10 protein-coding genes are annotated in these 11,668 nt (G+C 45.0%); 5 read left to right on the forward strand and 5 right to left on the reverse strand.

What is annotated here, in order from left to right; all coding sequences use genetic code 11:
- Positions 1-47 precede the first annotated feature (47 nt).
- Together fadR and JAO78_RS08090 are read left to right on the forward strand one after the other, a co-directional pair.
- Complete coding sequence (gene fadR, locus JAO78_RS08085; RefSeq protein WP_226750867.1) at positions 48-761, forward strand: fatty acid metabolism transcriptional regulator FadR; 714 nt, start codon at positions 48-50, stop codon at positions 759-761.
- A gap of 141 nt (positions 762-902) precedes the next feature.
- The gene (locus tag JAO78_RS08090; RefSeq protein ID WP_226750868.1) at positions 903-3,146 is read left to right on the forward strand and encodes an aminotransferase class V-fold PLP-dependent enzyme; all 2,244 of its coding nucleotides are present in this window, start codon (positions 903-905) and stop codon (positions 3,144-3,146) included.
- Positions 3,147-3,206: 60 nt separating this feature from the next.
- Here JAO78_RS08090 and JAO78_RS08095 read toward each other — a convergent pair whose 3' ends face one another.
- Both JAO78_RS08095 and JAO78_RS08100 read right to left on the reverse strand, forming a co-directional pair.
- The gene (locus JAO78_RS08095; protein WP_226750869.1) at positions 3,207-3,887 is read right to left on the reverse strand and encodes a ChrR family anti-sigma-E factor; all 681 of its coding nucleotides are present in this window, start codon (positions 3,885-3,887) and stop codon (positions 3,207-3,209) included.
- Entirely contained in the window at positions 3,871-4,461 is a 591-nt protein-coding gene (locus JAO78_RS08100; protein ID WP_226750870.1) for a sigma-70 family RNA polymerase sigma factor, read from the reverse strand. Before JAO78_RS08100 ends, JAO78_RS08095 begins: the two co-directional genes overlap by 17 nt.
- Before the next feature lie 252 nt (positions 4,462-4,713).
- On the opposite strand from JAO78_RS08100, the gene JAO78_RS08105 reads away from it, so the two are divergent.
- Entirely contained in the window at positions 4,714-5,322 is a 609-nt protein-coding gene (locus JAO78_RS08105; protein ID WP_226750871.1) for an FMN-dependent NADH-azoreductase, read from the forward strand.
- Positions 5,323-5,471: 149 nt separating this feature from the next.
- Complete coding sequence (locus tag JAO78_RS08110; protein ID WP_226750872.1) at positions 5,472-7,940, forward strand: S9 family peptidase; 2,469 nt, start codon at positions 5,472-5,474, stop codon at positions 7,938-7,940.
- 194 nt (positions 7,941-8,134) lie between these two features.
- Here JAO78_RS08110 and JAO78_RS08115 read toward each other — a convergent pair whose 3' ends face one another.
- Positions 8,135-8,812 carry an RluA family pseudouridine synthase gene (locus JAO78_RS08115; protein ID WP_439647506.1) on the reverse strand — a complete coding sequence of 226 codons (678 nt, stop codon included), beginning with the start codon at positions 8,810-8,812 and terminating at the stop codon, positions 8,135-8,137.
- A 110-nt stretch (positions 8,813-8,922) separates the two neighbouring features.
- Here JAO78_RS08115 and JAO78_RS08120 point away from each other — a divergent pair, with 110 nt between their 5' ends.
- Complete coding sequence (locus JAO78_RS08120) at positions 8,923-9,594, forward strand: RluA family pseudouridine synthase (RefSeq protein WP_226750874.1); 672 nt, start codon at positions 8,923-8,925, stop codon at positions 9,592-9,594.
- Here the strand turns inward: JAO78_RS08120 and JAO78_RS08125 are convergent.
- Positions 9,551-11,044: a PAS domain-containing protein gene (locus tag JAO78_RS08125; RefSeq protein ID WP_226750875.1), complete on the reverse strand. Its 1,494-nt coding sequence runs from the start codon at positions 11,042-11,044 to the stop codon at positions 9,551-9,553. The genes JAO78_RS08120 and JAO78_RS08125 overlap by 44 nt on opposite strands.
- Before the next feature lie 62 nt (positions 11,045-11,106).
- Positions 11,107-11,517 carry a hypothetical protein gene (locus JAO78_RS08130; RefSeq protein WP_226750876.1) on the reverse strand — a complete coding sequence of 137 codons (411 nt, stop codon included), beginning with the start codon at positions 11,515-11,517 and terminating at the stop codon, positions 11,107-11,109.
- Positions 11,518-11,668: the final 151 nt, after the last annotated feature.

An 11,668-nucleotide genomic window follows, 5' to 3' on the forward strand; every position in this document is an offset into this window, starting at 1 on the left:
GTACAATCAGTCGATAATTTTAAGACTAATGAGACGGATTAATCCGCATGACCAACCTAATTAAAGCACAAAGTCCTGCTGGCTTTGCTGAAGAGTATATTGTTGATTCAATCTGGAATGGCAAATTTGCCCCAGGTTCTATTTTACCCGCTGAACGTGAGCTATCAGAATTAATTGGTGTAACCCGCACCACCTTGCGTGAAGTGTTACAACGTTTAGCGCGCGATGGTTGGTTAACCATTCAACATGGCAAACCCACTAAAGTGAATAACTTTTGGGAAACCTCAGGTTTAAATATTTTAGAAACGCTGGCGCGGCTTGATGAAGAGCATATGCCAGACTTAGTAGATGAACTGCTTTCTGCCCGGACTAATATTAGCGCTATCTATATTCGTGGCGCTATTAAGACACATCAGCAGCAGGTGATTGATTATTTAAGTCATGCTGAAACCTTAGACGATACCGCGGAAGCCTTTGCTGAATTTGATTACAACCTCAACCATGAATTAGCGCTGCATTCTTCTAACCGTATATATGTGTTGATCTTAAATGGTTTTCGCGGCTTGTATAACAAAATTGCCCGTTTTTATTTTTCACAACCGGCAGCCCGTGCGCTCGCCCGCAGCTATTATGAACAGTTAAAGCAGATGGCTCAGGCCGGTAAGCATAACGACGTGATCATGGTTGTGCGTAAATACGGTATTGAAAGTGGCAAAATTTGGTTAGAGATGCGCCCCCAGATCCCAAATGATCTGATCTAATATGCTGTAGTGTATTGAAAAAGCCGCTATTGTTATCAATAGCGGCTTTTTTTATTTAATGCTGTGCCAAGAAAATCAAATGATATAACATATAACCTTTAGTTATAAGTTGGTTTTCGCCACGTTTTTGGAGTTTCTTCGATGTCAGCACCCTCTCACCGTTGTCGCACTTTGGCCGAAGTGTATTTAGATAATAATGCGACTACACCGGTGTTGCCGGCAGTTGCCGCTGCCGTGATGCAAACAATGCAGCAAGACTTTGGCAATCCAAGCAGCAGTCATAGTACTGGTATTAAAGCGAAGGTTGCCTTGGAGCATACCCGCAGTTTGGCGCGGCAATTATTGGGTGCTGCCACAGGCGAGATTATTTTCACTTCGGGGGCAACAGAGGGCATTCAAACGTCGGTGATTTCCGCGTTGCAAGCGCTACGTGCTCGCGGCTTATGTGGGCCTGAAACCTTATTATTATATGGCGCGACCGAGCATAAAGCCGTTCCGGAAAGTTTAAAATACTGGAACAAGCTTTTACAGATTAATGCGACGGTACAGGCTATTCCTGTACTAAACAGTGGGCTAATTGACACTGATGCGTTACGTCAATTATTACCCCGTGCTGCTATGGTTTGCACTATGGCGGCTAATAACGAAACGGGGGTAAAACAAGATTTAGTGGCGTTAGAAAAACTGATCCGTGAAGTCAAACCGGATGCGTATTGGTTGGTTGACTGCGTACAGGCTCTGGGCAAAATGTCTTTAGATTTTGCGAAGATCAGTATCGATTATGCGCCGTTCAGTGGCCATAAGTTGTATGGTCCTAAGGGTATTGGTTTTCTGTATGTTCGCCCAGGTGCGCCTTATCAGCCATTAATTGCTGGTGGTGGTCAAGAGGGCGGTTTACGCTCGGGTACAGAAAACTTACCGGGTATTGCCGCTTTAAGTACTATCTTTAGTCAATTACTGAACCCTGAATCAAGTGTATTCTGCGCGGATGCGGTGCTATGGCATTATAGACAGCAACTGCTAGCTGCGCTTCGTCAGGTTTTCCCGGCCTTGGTGTTAAATAGCGCTGAGCCACACATTCTTGCTACAACCTTAAATTTTGCTGTGCCAGGTTTCTTTGCCAAAGATATTTTGGATCTGTTTGATGCGGCAGGTATTCGCGTAAGTTCTGGGTCTGCCTGCAGTTCGAAAGTAACCGGTAGCTTTGTATTAGATGCCATGGGGCTGGAACGCTGGCGCAGTGAAGGCGCTATTCGTTTATCTTTTGGCCCCGCGATGACAGCAGAAGAATGTGACGAAGCGTGCAAGCGTATTGTCAGTTTAGCACCAGTAGTGCGTCAACACTGTTTAGTGTTAACGGATGCGGATCCGCTGAATATGAGCGTGGCGGCCGGTTTATCACAATTTAAATATGATGCTAATTGCAGTTATTTACTGAGTTGTGAGCATAGTCGCCAAGCTATTATTATTGATCCTGTTATGCCGTTAGCTGAGCGTTTCGTGAATATTATTCAAGGGCAGGGTTTAACATTAGTTGCCGTGTTGGATACGCATTTGCATCAACAAGCCAACCCTGCGTCAAAATTATTACGACAATTATTGGTCGATGCAAAGGACCAGGATGTAACAGGTTGGCCACTGGCACATGATACGCTGCAAGTGGGTGTGTATCAATTAAGCCGTATTGCCACCCCAGGCCATAGTCCGCAGGCTTATAGTGTGTTGTTAAAACAAGCTGATAGCATCACTGCTGCCTTTATTGGCGATATTTTACTGCCAGCTGGTATTGGTCGCACCGATCTCGACGGTGGTAGTGCCATGGCTTTACAGCAGAGTTTGCAGCTTTTGCAAGCAACAGTTTCTGAACAAACGCTATTATTTTCAAGCCATGATTACGCACAGCGCTTTGTTACCACTTTTGCTTTAGCCAAACAAGAAACCCCTTTATTACAACACATTTTAGCTGGTGCTGAGCAGGAGCAATGGCAACAACGATTGAACGAGCAAAGTGCGATTTTGCAACAAGCCAGCACGCATTTGTGTGGTTTGGTTGAAGTATCTCATCAGGACGCGATTGCGTTAGTACAGCCCAATGATTTAGAGCAGTTATTAAGCACGCAACAGATCACTGTGCTGGATGTGCGTGAGCCCTATGAACAGAGCGCAGGGGCGGTAGATACTTACTTACCGGTGACGGCTGAAGTGTTGCAGATCCCTTTGTCGCGGCTTTGCAATGCCATGCTGCAGCAGCAATTAAAGCTAGACCAGCCTTTGTTGTTGATTTGTCGAACCGGCAATCGAAGTTTATTGGCTGCGCGAGTGCTTCGGCGTTTAGGCTTTAAGCAACTGTGGAATTTACAGGGTGGTGTGGCTTTATTAAGCTAAAAAAAGCGCCGGCAAAGCCGGCGCAAGAGTGCTACATCAGAAGTACATGTTTAAACGAGTTCAGTAAAAAAATTGTTGTAACGGGTTCAATAAACGCACTAGGCCCTTGTTGAACTTTAATGGCGCGCTTAGTACCGACAAACATAAGCAATCTTCGTCAGCCCGAGTGTGTGGAGTGTGCGTATCATCAGGGGAATTAATTAATAAGTCACCCGCGCCGTATTCACCACTTTCGTCATAAATACGCCCACTTAATACCAATGTCATTTCCATACCTAAATGGCTATGATTTGGCACTTCAGTACCTTTATCAATGTATAGCAAAGATACATGGGTTTTTTCACCAGCAGGCAACTTGGCAGTGGCAATACCACCTAATTGTAACCATTTGCTTTGTTGCGACACTAAACGGCTTAATGCACGCGGTATACGAAACTCGCGACCATTAACATTTACTGTTACTGACTCTTGCTGCTTTGGCGCATGTGAAGCAGTGTTAGGTTGCTGCGACGTTATGAAATCAAGCATCTGTGCGAAATCATCAGCGTTGTTATTCATTTCTGGGGATAACTTGGCTAATTGACTGCCGTGATCGTTGTGTAAATCTTGGCACAGGTGCTGACAGTGCGGACACAAATCAATATGTGTGGCAACTGCCAAGGCAACTTCGGCAGAAAGCGTACCTTCTACATACTGTTCCATCAGCATCATTCCAGGATGAAATTTAACTGCGTGTGTCATCTAATGCCTCTCTCAAACGATCTAGCGCCAACCTGATCCGTGACTTTACTGTGCCAAGCGGAATACCTAACTCATCGGATACTTCTTGATGAGACTTTTCTTCTAAATAAACTTTTTGCATTACCATTCGCTGTGCTGGGGGTAAAGCATCGAAATGAGGAGCAAGCTTTTCACTCATTAGCATGGTTTCCCATTGCTCAGATGTGCTGCCCTCTTGCTCTGGATAATCTCCGTCAGCCCATAAGTCATCTGCGCTGATGTCATCTTTGCGGCTTTGCTTTTTACGCAACATATCAAAACGAACGTTACGCGCGATGGTAAAAATCCAAGTAGATGCGCAACCACGACTTGCGTCGAACAAATTGGCTTTTTTCCAAACATTAAGCATGGTGTCTTGAACCATCTCTAAAGCTTGCTGTTCGTTACCGAACATCTTCATACCAAAAGCTTTTAAGCGTGGTGCAAAGTAACTAAATAGCTCAGCGTAAGCTGCTTTGTCAGCATTCACAGCGACAAAAGTTAAAGCGTCTTCCCATTGCCCAGTGCGGATATTGGGTTCTGCACTAATAGTCATACGGTCGGGCATCCTCGTTTTAGCTCTCGAGTTGTCATGATGCCCTGATAGCACGGTAGATTCCAACATATTCGTTATTTCCCGGCGATTAAGTGCGTTTTTATGAAACGTGCTATTTATACGCAGCGTAATAGGAACTGGTTTTAAATATAATTAAAATAAAAAATAGAACGTTAAATCCGAAATTATCCGTTTTTAATTCTAAAAAGTTGCATGTAACATCAGTTGAATCTTTTTAAACGGAGAATGTTGATGAAAAATATTTTAGTGATAAACAGCTCGATCAGTGGCTCTGCCGGTAAATCTGTAGAATTAGTGCAACACTTTTTAGCACAGTTGCCGCAAGCGCAGCACAAAGTAACAGAAATTGATTTAAATGCGACGCCACTTACGCATCTGACCATGCCTGAGATGGGAAGTTGGATGACGGCTGCAGCAGAGCGTAATGCCGAGCAGCAACAACTCGCAGCAATTTCTGATGATTTAGTGGCTAAGGTTAAAGCGGCTGACGTTTTAGTATTGGGTGTGCCCATGTACAACTTTGCGATACCCAGCCAATTAAAAGCGCTGTTAGATCGTTTAGCGCGCGTAGGGTTGACCTTCAAATACACTGAGCAAGGCCCAGTCGGTTTGTTAAACGACAAGCCCGTGGTTTTCGCACTGACTCGAGGTGGAGTATATGCAAATGGTCCAGCTGACAGTCAGGTACCTTTCTTAAAAACCTTTTTTAATTTCTTAGGGCTAACGCAATTGCACTTTGTTTACGCCGAGGGCTTAAATATGGGGCCTGACAGTGCGGAACAAGCCATGAGTAAGGCAAAAACGCAACTTAGCGCAATCGGCAAGCAGTTATTCGCTTAATGTTTATTTGTTAGCTGCAACACAAACCGGCCTGTGGCCGGTTTTTTGCTTTTTAGCGTATTGGCTTTGCATTCAGGCGCAATCGGTTGCGTTCTGTTTACAAGCTTTGTATAACAGCAAGGTCTTAGGCAGAAATGAAGAATAACTCTATGAAAAAATTTCACTGCGCCATACTGGCTTTAAGTGTCAGCTCGTTATTGTGTTTTAGTTCGGTTGTGGCTGCAAAAGGTGAGCCTCGTACTTGGTCAACCGACACCATCAGCGTTGTGCAACAAAATCAAGTTGATCCGTCCATTCGATTGACGATGGAACAAATTATGGCGGATCCGGATTGGTTGGGTCGTCAACCAGAAAGCGCCTTTTGGGCACCAGATAGCAGCACGGTGTTTTATCAACGCAAACGCGAGCAAAGCGAATTGCGCGATTGGTTTCGTCGTCCGGTGCAAGGAGTTGGCAATGGTGAGCAAGTTAAACTCGCTGATTGGCATCAAATGGGCGCAGAGCAATTAGTTTTTAACGCTGATCGCAGCAAAATGGCTTACATCTTTGAAGGCAACCTATTTGTCATTGTTGACGGGAAATTGCAGCAACTGACCCGCAGTAATAGCAGTCAGAGCAGACCACAATTTTTGCTAGATGGTCGTTTAGCCTATCAACAAGGCTGGGATTTTTTTGCTTATGACTTTAATAACGGTAGCCACAGCGAAATTGCCAGTTTAAAAACTGAAGATGCCCCCACCGCACCTGCACCGGCAAAGGGCTATTTGGGTCAAGAGCAAGCGAAGCTGATCCGATATATTGCGCTACAACAACAAAATCAAACCGAGCGTTATCAAGCAGCACAGCAGTTACGCACTGAAAATAATAGCATGGCTCCGGCCGCGATTTATTTGGGTAAAGGGCAACAAATTGTAGATGCCAGCTTATCGCCCAAGGGTGATTTTTTGATGCTTGCTACGCGTAAATCGAGTGCGCGCAATGACAAAGATATTATGCCGAATTATATTACGGCTAACGGTGATATTGCCGCGCAGCCGGTGCGTGCACGTGTGAATGATTTTACTCCAGAGCCGCAAAAATTGCTGTTAGTTGATTTACAACAAAACAGTATGCAGGAGCTTAGTTATAGCAGCTTGCCAGGTTATAACGAAGATGTGCTGGCAGAAGTGAAAGCAGAAAATGCCAAGGCACAGGGTAAAAAGTATCAATCGGAAAAAGTGATCCGTGATATTGGCTTAATGACCGATTGGTATTGGAGCCAAAGTGCTATGCGTTGGCACAATAACGGTCAGCAAGTGGCGGTCATGTTAAAAGCCTTTGACAATAAAGACCGTTGGATTGCCACTGTCGACCTGGCTAAAAAGCAGTTAGTACCTCAGCATCGTTTGCATGATAAAGCTTGGGTTAATTACGCTTTTAATGATTTTGGTTGGTTAAACAACAGTGAAACCTTGTTCTTCTTATCGGAAGAAAGTGGTTATGCCCACCTATACAGCAAAGCATTAACTGCGAAAAAAGCGATAAAATTAACCTCAGGCACATTTGAAGTGACCGGCCCGGTGTTAACGCATGACGATCAGTACATCTATTTCACCGCCAACAAGAGCCATCCCGGGATCTACAATGTGTATCGCCAAGTGCTGGGCACTAACCAGACTGAACAGGTGACCAATTTACTGGGCAGTACCGAGTTTACTTTATCGCCAGATGAACAGCAGTTGTTGCTACGCCACTCAACCAACCTAATGCCACCTGAGCTGTTTGTAGCAGAGGCGAAGGCAGGTACAACGGTTCGTCAGTTAACGGATACGGTTTCTACAGCGTTTAGAAAATTGCCTCTTGTTGCACCTCAGGTTGTGGCTGTGCCTTCAAGCCATGGCTCACACCCGGTATTTAGCAAATTGTATTTACCGGCTGATTATCAGCAAGGTGAGGCCCGTCGTGCTGTCGTGTTTAACCATGGCGCCGGTTATCTGCAGAACAGTGATCTAGGTTGGTCTGGCTATTTCCGTGAATTCTTGTTTCATAACTTGTTAGTTCAGCAAGGTTATGTAGTGCTTGATATGGATTACCGAGCATCAAAAGGTTACGGCCGTGATTGGCGCACTGCGATATATCGCCAGATGGGAACTCCTGAAATTGAAGATTTAGTTGATGGTGTGGACTATTTAGTTAAAAACGCCAATGTCGACCGCAAGCGTGTGGGTACTTATGGCGGTTCATACGGTGGTTTTATGACTTTTATGGCGTTGTTTAAAGAGCCTGAGTTATTTCAAGCAGGGGCAGCGCTGCGTCCAGTCAGTGATTGGGCTTATTACAACCATCCTTACACCTCTAATATTTTAAATACGCCGGCAATCGATCCTATTGCCTATGAGCGCAGCTCGCCTATTTATTTCACCGAAGGTTTGAAAAAGCCACTGCTGATCAATGCCCCCATGGTTGACGACAACGTGTTTTTTCAAGATGTGGTGCGTTTGGTGCAGCGCTTAATTGAGCACGAAATTGTCGATTTCGAAACAGCGATTTACCCCGTTGAAGCGCATGGCTTTCGTCAACCAAGCAGTTGGTTAGACGAATACCGTCGTATCCACAAACTGTTCGAAGAAAATCTCTAAACCGCTCATTCCACACAATAAGGGCCTCATTCAGGCCCGACCACACTTTGACACTGGTACGACCGCACTCCGGTACAGGTCGTACCACACTCTGACACTGGTATGACCGCACTCCGGTACTGGTTGTACCATACTCTGAGTCTGGTATGACCATACTCAGAGACGTTTTGAGGGGATGTGGTGACGGAAAGCGCTTAGCGCAGGCGATGGCCGTTGACAGTGACGAAATCGCTATCGGCATTAAAGGTAAGTGTTTGTTGGCTGTAGGGTTGTTGCAGTGTTAGTGTGGCGGCATGGAGCAGTAAGCGCGGTGCAGCTTGTTGCCACTCGATAGGGGCATAAAAAGCATCGCCTAAGATCGGATGCCCTAATGCTGCCATATGAACGCGTAATTGATGTGAACGGCCGGTAACGGGCCTTAATTCAACTAAGGCCGAGTTAGCGTATTGCTCTAAAACGTTAAAATGCGTTTCTGCTACTTTGCCTGCGGTATCAACTTGTTGTTTGGGTGGGTTAGCAGGATCGGCCGCTAAAGGCAGAGTAATGCAACCTGCCGTTTCGGTCAGTTGCCCGGCAACTATGGCAAGATAGCGTTTTTTTACCAAACGTTCGGCAAATTGCCGTTTTAATTCTCGCTCGGCTTTGCGCCTTAAAGCAAAAGCCACCACACCGGATGTACTGAGATCTAATCGATGAACTAATTGCGCTAATGGGTAGAGCGCACAAACTCGGCTAAGCAAACAATCTGCTAAGTCAGGTCCTTTGCCGGGGTTGGTTAGTAGGCCACTGGGTTTATTAACCACTAACAAATCTTTATCTTCGTATATGATTTCTAGTGCAGTTTGCGGAGGGTTATACCGCAGCGGAGCAATCATCATGCTGTTCCTGTGTCAGTGTTTTTGCGCAGCTTAACGGATTTATGGCTGCTGGCTAGGTTTTTTTGCGGCATAATGCCTGAGTTTTTTAGTATTTGAGCGCAACTATGTCTGTTGAACCGCAATCGTTAGCCATATTACCGGCAACCCAAGACACTTACCGCATTATTTATCAAGATGATGTGCTGCTGGTAGTGGATAAACCGAGCCATCTCCTCACTGTGCCTGGTCGGCATCCGGCGAATCATGACTGTTTAATTAGTCGGGTACAGCAGGATTTTCCAACTGCGCAGGTGGTGCATCGTTTGGATTATGATACCTCAGGCTTGGTCATTTTACCTTTGAACAAAGCGACATTGTCGGCCATTAGTAAGCAATTTCAGGCTCGAACCATAGAAAAGGATTATTTGGCTGTGGTTGCAGGGGACTTACCAGAGAGTGGCGAGATTAACTTGCCGATAGCAGCGGATGCTGACAATCGCCCGCTATATAAAATTTGTGCGCAAAGCGGTAAACCAGCTTTGACACATTTCACGCGCTTGGCTGATCCTGCTTTAATCGACAGCTCCCGGGTTTTGTTAAAGCCAGTGACCGGTCGCTCGCACCAATTGCGTTTGCATTTGCTCAGTATTGGCCATGCCATCTTAGGAGATACCTTATATGGCACAAAAGCGATTGCAAAAAGAGCGCCGCGTTTGCTGTTACATGCTTACCAAATTCGTTTTCAACATCCGATTAATGGTGAGTCGGTGCAACTGACAGCGGCCCCGCCTTTTTAGGTAGGGTTGAACGTAGCTGGATAAGTACGCTAACACCATGGCTGGCAGGATAAATACTGATTAAACTTGGCTCGGTGTGTGAGAGCAGGGTGAACCACAGCTGATTATTTTGTTTTTCAGCAAAGGCCCGTTGGATCGCACTGATCAGTGGGCTGAAATCGACTTCTGATTGATAGAATACTTCAGTCATGTGTTTACCCGGTGATAAGGCTCTATTACCGGCAATCCATTCCAGAGCTTGCTGGTTGATATAGCTAAAGTGAAAATGAGCATCCAGCATAAATAAACCATCGGTTACATTTTCTAAAATTTGATAAAGCGAGCGTTTAAGCTCATCAGTTTGTAGCCACAGCGCTTTTTGTTTACTGATATCCATGGCTGAACCAAACCAGTAACTTAACTGCCCCGGAGCCTGATAAATGGGCACGGCATGCATTAAGTGCCAGCTATAGTTCCCATCCGCACCTAACAACCTAAATTCAATTTTGTATGATGTTTCATGCTGTAAAGCCTGTTGCCAGGCTGACATGGTTGCCATTTGGTCTTCAGGATGGATGATGTTAAGCCAGTCGGCGACAATACGCTCGGCGCTCCAACCACAAAATACTGCAAAGCTTTGTGAAATAAAGTTGATCAATCCATCCGCATCGGCGATCCATACCTTAACGGGTAAGGTGTCGGCTAGATATTTAAACTGTTGAATTTGCTCACCGAGCGTATCGTTTGGCGATAATAATGGCTGAAGGTTTTGTAATAATCCTCGCACAATATCGCGATTATCTGGATCCGGATAAGCAACCAATTTGATCCGTTGCAGTGGTAGGCTTTGGCTGGCTAATTGCAATTCAAGCTTAATCATTTTACCTTCAAATAAACAGGCTTGAACTCGATTTGTTAATTCAGTTTGTGAGGCACTATCAAAGCAGGCATAAAACTGCTCAATGGTTAGTTCAAGCTTGTTAAGTTTTAATAACTGGCTACTGGCTTTATCTAACACCACCATTTTACGGTAGTCATTTAAGTGCCAATGACTTAAACCGGCCACTTCTTGAGCTAAATTTAACTCTAGTCGGGCTCGTTTTTCTTGTTGCAGTTGAGTTTGCTGTAATTTTAGCTGGGTAATAATTTTAAAACTTAGCCACCAGAGGATGGCAATAACCAAGCAGGATAAACCGCGATTGGCCAACACATAGGCTTCAGAGAAGTTATCTGGCGCTGGCGGAGCAATGAAATAACCTAGCCAGATAGCCATGATACTTAAACTGGCGGTCAGGTTCAGTAAGCGATAACGGTAGGTGAAACCCGCCAGTAAGATTAACGGCGAATACAGCATGCCGTGAGCAAAACCAAGTTGGGTTATACTATCGGCTAAAAAAATGACAAAAATAGTTAAAATGAAGCAGGTGAGCACATAGCGAGAAGACTGAAAAAAAGCCAAGGTTTTGTGCATGAGGTTCCTTTTCTATGCTTAATGGTGTTTTCGCAACTTTGCCAGATTAAAGGTGTGACCTATTAAATCACTGTATTAATGAGGCTTCCGCTTTTTTCGCCAGAGGAGCCATTGACTAAATTATTGATCTCGATTGTTAAGGCATTAGCTTTGTTATCAGGCTCTGCCGTAGAGTTTTGGGTAAATTGTCGGTTGATGCTTTGCTGAAAACGCTCACCGTTTTGCTGGTTGCTTTGACTCAGTTGTTCTGCTGCATTTAAATTTTGCTGTAGGGTGTTCGCTTCATTTTCGGCAACGTTAGCCTCGGCATCTAAACGTTTTGCGGCTGCCTCGGCTTGTCGGGCTTCACGCCTTTTCGCCGCAGCCTGGGTTTCTAAAGCACGCGCTTGTTGCTCAGCGAGTTCGGCTTGTCGAACCGTCTGTTGGCGTAATAGCGTGTTAACTGGAAAATTACCCGTGCTTAAGGAACTCATTGTCGCTGCTCCATCTGTTTGGCCCAGCTTTAACTATGCCTAGCTAAACTATAGTGCATTTTCTGTAAGATGCAAATAGCATTAAAACAGTGCATGTTAAAAAAGATCAAATAAAACAAGTTATTGCGGTGCTTTTCTATTTTTCTTTTTC

Source organism: Alishewanella maricola, assembly GCF_016343785.1.
Classification (GTDB): domain Bacteria; phylum Pseudomonadota; class Gammaproteobacteria; order Enterobacterales; family Alteromonadaceae; genus Alishewanella; species Alishewanella maricola.

Bases quoted from the DNA above. Each gene is read 5' to 3' on its own strand.
- JAO78_RS08110 (WP_226750872.1), top strand. From the start codon at position 5,472: ATGAAAAAATTTCACTGCGCCATACTGGCTTTAAGTGTCAGCTCGTTA.
- fadR (WP_226750867.1), top strand. From the start codon at position 48: ATGACCAACCTAATTAAAGCACAAAGTCCTGCTGGCTTTGCTGAAGAG.
- JAO78_RS08095 (WP_226750869.1), bottom strand. From the start codon at position 3,887: ATGACACACGCAGTTAAATTTCATCCTGGAATGATGCTGATGGAACAG.
- JAO78_RS08100 (WP_226750870.1), bottom strand. From the start codon at position 4,461: ATGACTATTAGTGCAGAACCCAATATCCGCACTGGGCAATGGGAAGAC.
- JAO78_RS08130 (WP_226750876.1), bottom strand. From the start codon at position 11,517: ATGAGTTCCTTAAGCACGGGTAATTTTCCAGTTAACACGCTATTACGC.
- JAO78_RS08105 (WP_226750871.1), top strand. From the start codon at position 4,714: ATGAAAAATATTTTAGTGATAAACAGCTCGATCAGTGGCTCTGCCGGT.
- JAO78_RS08090 (WP_226750868.1), top strand. From the start codon at position 903: ATGTCAGCACCCTCTCACCGTTGTCGCACTTTGGCCGAAGTGTATTTA.
- JAO78_RS08125 (WP_226750875.1), bottom strand. From the start codon at position 11,044: ATGCACAAAACCTTGGCTTTTTTTCAGTCTTCTCGCTATGTGCTCACC.
- JAO78_RS08120 (WP_226750874.1), top strand. From the start codon at position 8,923: ATGTCTGTTGAACCGCAATCGTTAGCCATATTACCGGCAACCCAAGAC.